Source organism: Polaromonas sp. P1_E3 (genome assembly GCF_056405935.1).
Genome location: NZ_JBFUBD010000296.1, coordinates 1 through 3,423, shown reverse-complemented (window position 1 = coordinate 3,423; position 3,423 = coordinate 1). Strand labels below are relative to the sequence as shown.

Sequence of the window (3,423 nt, the reverse complement as noted above, 5' to 3'; positions counted from 1 at the left end):
GCGCTGCTGCATGCGCGCGATGTTGCGCTGCATGCGCGGCAGGTCAATCAGCGCGGCGGGCGTGTCGAGTGTGGCCAGGGGGTTGGGATGGTTGGCGGTCAAGGGAATCTCCAGAACGGTAAAGGCGTCAAACAATTCACCAGGGCCAGGCAATGCTTTGACCCATGCCGGCAAGGCGCGCGCGCTGCTCCAGCAGACGGGCGACCGTGAGGTCCTGCAGGGCAATGCCGGTCATGTCGAACAAGGTGATGTCGCCGGCGCCGCGCGCAAAGGTGGCCTTGCCCGACAGCACATCGCCGATTTCAGTGCAGGCGGTTTCGGGAGCCCATTGCAGCTCGCCAATGCTGCGCGACTGGGCGGCATCGTCCACAAACACGCGTGCCCTGGCGAGCAAGCCTTCGGGCAGCTCGCGTTTGCCTTTGGTGTCGCTGCCCACGGCATTGATGTGGGTGCCGGGCCGGACAGCGGCCAGCTCGAACAGCGGGCCTTTGCCGGTCGTGGCCGTGATCACCACATCGCTCTGGGCCACGGCCGCGTTCACGTCTGCCGCATGCGTGATGGTGCACGGGCCACCCGCAAACATGGCTTCAAACGCGGCTTTGGGCAGGCCATTGGCCGTGGCGTAAAACACCTGGCGCAACCCAGGCAACTGGCGAAGCGCAAAGCGCAGTTGCGCCTGCGCCTGCACGCCGGTGCCAAAGACACACACCATGCGGCTGTCCTGCCGCGCCAGCTGCAGACCCAGGCCGCCGGCAGCGCCGGTGCGCTCGGTGGTAACGGCATTGCCGTCAATCAGGCAGGTCGGCCGGCCTGTGGCCGGGTCAATCAACATGATGGTGGCCTGGTGGGCGTCGGCGCCCCGCGCGAGGTTGCCGGGCCAGAAACCGGCCGCCTTGAAGCCCAGCAGCGACTGCGCACCCACGTCGCCCGACTTGATGCCAAACACGCCGCCGGTGGCCAGCCTTTCACGCACCAGGGAGAACACGCGGCCCTCCTCCTGGCTGTGGAGCACAAAGGCTTCGCGCGTGGCCGCAAGGACATCGGCGGGCAGCAGCAGGGATTCGACCGCGTGTTTGTCCAGCAGCAGGAGTTGGGCATCAGCCGGCCTGCTTGCCTTTGACGGCAGGGAACTGGCAGGATGGGGCATGGGTGGCTGCGCGAGGTGTGTCGTCATCTGGAAATATTATCTATTGTCAGACAATTTGTCAAATCAACGATTCACCTCCCCATCAGTTATTGCAGGAGACCCCATGCCCGCCAACCCGCACGCCCCTTGTGACGAAGGCATCATCCGCGCCCAGGGTGGCGACTGCGGCAAAACGGCGCACCCCAAGCTGGCGCTGGCGGCCACGGTGCTGGGCTCTTCCATGGCGTTTATCGACGGCTCGGTCGTCAACATCGCCCTGCCCGCCATCCAGCGTGACCTGGCCGGTGACTCAGCTAGCGGGCTGGCGGCCATGCAGTGGGTCATCAACGCCTACCTGCTGGCGCTGGGTTCACTGGTGCTGGTGGGCGGCTCGCTGGGCGACCGGTTTGGCCGCCGCAAGATCTTCATCCTCGGCATTGCCATTTTTACGGCCGCCTCGGTGGCCTGCGGCTTTGCACCCGGCCCGCTGGCATTGATTGCCGCGCGCGCCGTGCAGGGCGTGGGCGCCGCCCTGCTGGTGCCGGCCAGCCTGGCCATCATTGGCAATGTGTTTGAGGGCGAAGCGCGCGGCAAAGCGATTGGCACCTGGGCCGCATGGGCCGCGATTACCGGCGCGGCGGGGCCGGTGCTCGGCGGCTGGCTGGTTGATGCGGTGTCGTGGCGGTCCATCTTCTTTTTGAATGTGCCCATGGCGGTGGCCACCGTGTGGCTGGCGCTGTACGCCGTGCCCGACAGCCGCGACCCCGAGGCGCCGCAGCAGCTCGACTGGCTGGGCGTGCTGCTGGTGGCCGGCGGCCTGGGCGCGCTGACTTACGGCCTCACGCTGGCGCCCGAGCGCGGCTGGCAGGCCATCAGCGTGCTGGGCCCGTTTGCAGCGGGGGTGGTTCTGCTGGTGGCGTTTGTCTATGCGCAAGCGCGCACGCGTGCGCCCATGATGCCGCTGGACCTTTTCAGGTCGCGCGACTTTGTCGGCACCAATTTGCTGACGCTGCTGCTGTACTTTGCACTCAGCGGTGCGCTGTTCTTTTTGCCCTTTGTGCTGATTGGCGCCTTTAAATATTCCACCACCGCCGCGGGCGCCACGCTGTTGCCGCTGTCGCTGCTGCTGGGTTTCCTGTCGCCCGCTACCGCCAAATTCACCGAGCGCTTCGGCGCACGCCGCATGCTGATGGCCGGCCCGGCGGTGGCGGCTGCGGGCTTTGCATTGCTGGCCCTGCCCGGCGTGGGCTGGTCTTACTGGGCTGGCTTCTTCCCGGCCATGGTGGTGATGGGCCTGGGCATGACGATTGCCGTGGCGCCGCTCACCACCACGGTGATGAACGCCGTGCCTTCCACCCACGCTGGCATCGCCTCCGGCATCAACAACGCCGTGGCGCGCGTGGCCGGCCTGCTGGCGGTGGCGGTGCTGGGCGTAGTGTTTGCCGCCAGCCTGGGCGGGCCGCTGCAGGCCGCCACACCCGAGGTACTGGTGGCCGCGTTCCGCTGGGTGGTGCTGGGCTGCGTGTTGTGCGCACTGGGCGCGTCGGCCTGCGCGATGGTGTTTCTGGCGCCTGCGCAGCAAGCAACCCAGGAGTTCTTAAGCAAATAACGGCTGCAGCCCAACAGGGACGTGCGCAAGCAGCTATATTTTTCATAGCAGCCTGTCGGGGCCGGTAGATGCGGAAGGCAATGGGGCTGGCACCCAGCACTCCAATACAGCCTTGAAAAAGGCCCGAGGCTTAAACTTGGGGCTTCAGACGGCAGCGCACCGCCCCACCGCACGCGCCTTGCGCGCGGCCCTCCCCCTCTTCTCTCCTTCACACTTTCCCCATGCCCTTTAGCTCACTCGGTTTTACGCCCTCGCTTTTGCCGCTGCTGCTGCGCGCCCTGGAGGAAAAAGGCTACACCGCGCCCACCCCCATCCAGTCCGCCGCCATTCCGGCCATTCTTGAGGGGCGCGACGTGCTCGGCTCGGCCCAGACGGGCTCGGGCAAGACAGCAGCTTTTTCGCTGCCGTTGCTGCAGCAGCTGGCCACTTCACAAGCCGCCGTTGGCCAGCACCGTCCCGTGCGTGCCCTCATCCTGGTGCCCACACGCGAGCTGGCGGCGCAGGTCGGTGAAGCCATCGTCAACTTTGCCAAATACCTGCCCAAACGGATTAAGGTCGCCATTGTGTTTGGCGGCGTGTCGATCAATCCGCAGATGATGAACCTGCGCGGCGGCGCCGACATCGTGGTCGCCACGCCCGGCCGCCTGCTCGACCTGATTGACCACAACGCCTTGACGCTGGGCAACAC

The 3,423-nt window shown here is 66.3% G+C and carries 3 protein-coding genes; 2 read left to right on the top strand and 1 reads right to left on the bottom strand.

From position 1 onward, the window contains the following. Nucleotides 1–136: 136 nt before the first annotated feature. A complete protein-coding gene (locus AC1D0Z_RS18075; RefSeq protein WP_477659581.1) occupies nt 137–1,147 on the bottom strand; it encodes an ornithine cyclodeaminase family protein in 1,011 nt (336 codons plus the stop codon). Nucleotides 1,148–1,250: 103 nt separating this feature from the next. Between AC1D0Z_RS18075 and AC1D0Z_RS18070 the strand changes: the two genes are divergently transcribed. Both AC1D0Z_RS18070 and AC1D0Z_RS18065 read left to right on the top strand, forming a co-directional pair. Next, nucleotides 1,251–2,735, top strand: a complete 1,485-nt coding sequence (locus tag AC1D0Z_RS18070) for an MFS transporter (RefSeq protein WP_477659580.1) — start codon at nt 1,251–1,253, stop codon at nt 2,733–2,735. A 221-nt stretch (nt 2,736–2,956) separates the two neighbouring features. Next, nucleotides 2,957–3,423 (top strand): DEAD/DEAH box helicase (locus tag AC1D0Z_RS18065; protein WP_477659579.1); only part of this gene is annotated, 467 nt, incomplete at its 3' end.